The sequence below is a fragment of the Vibrio sp. 10N.222.49.A3 genome (assembly GCF_041475145.1).
GTDB classification, from domain to species: Bacteria; Pseudomonadota; Gammaproteobacteria; order Enterobacterales; family Vibrionaceae; genus Vibrio; species Vibrio tasmaniensis_A.
In genome coordinates this window covers 1-342 of sequence record NZ_JBFRVM010000199.1, presented here as the reverse complement: position 1 = coordinate 342, position 342 = coordinate 1, and the positions used below count along the sequence as shown (strand labels likewise).

Annotated in this window: 1 protein-coding gene; it reads left to right on the top strand. The window is 53.2% G+C overall.

The genetic code is table 11. The features are described 5' to 3' along the window. On the top strand, nucleotides 1-342 hold a 342-nt coding region (locus tag AB4589_RS22905), incomplete at both ends, for a hypothetical protein (RefSeq protein WP_372101756.1).

Genomic DNA, 342 nt, shown 5'->3' with positions numbered 1-342 from the left:
AAGGCTTAATTGATAACGAACAAGCGCTTATCGACAGCACCCAAGGCCGGGCGCATCACATGCGCACCCACGTTGAATCGAACACGCTCAACAAGCTCGCTATCTCTAAAAACCAGCAGCGCATACTGACCGACCTGTACCACTCCACCAAACAGTTCCACGTGGTCAATGTACGCGGCTCATCACAGGGTATTGCGCAGCAGCTACTCAATGTAGGCAATCACAGCGGTAAACGTGTCCAATTGGTCTCTCAAAGCGTGAAAGCCAAGACTGAGGGCATGGAGAGCGTACAGCGCAAGAGCCAAACTCTCAGCGCCTGGGTCGGTCAGCTCTTTTCAGCAG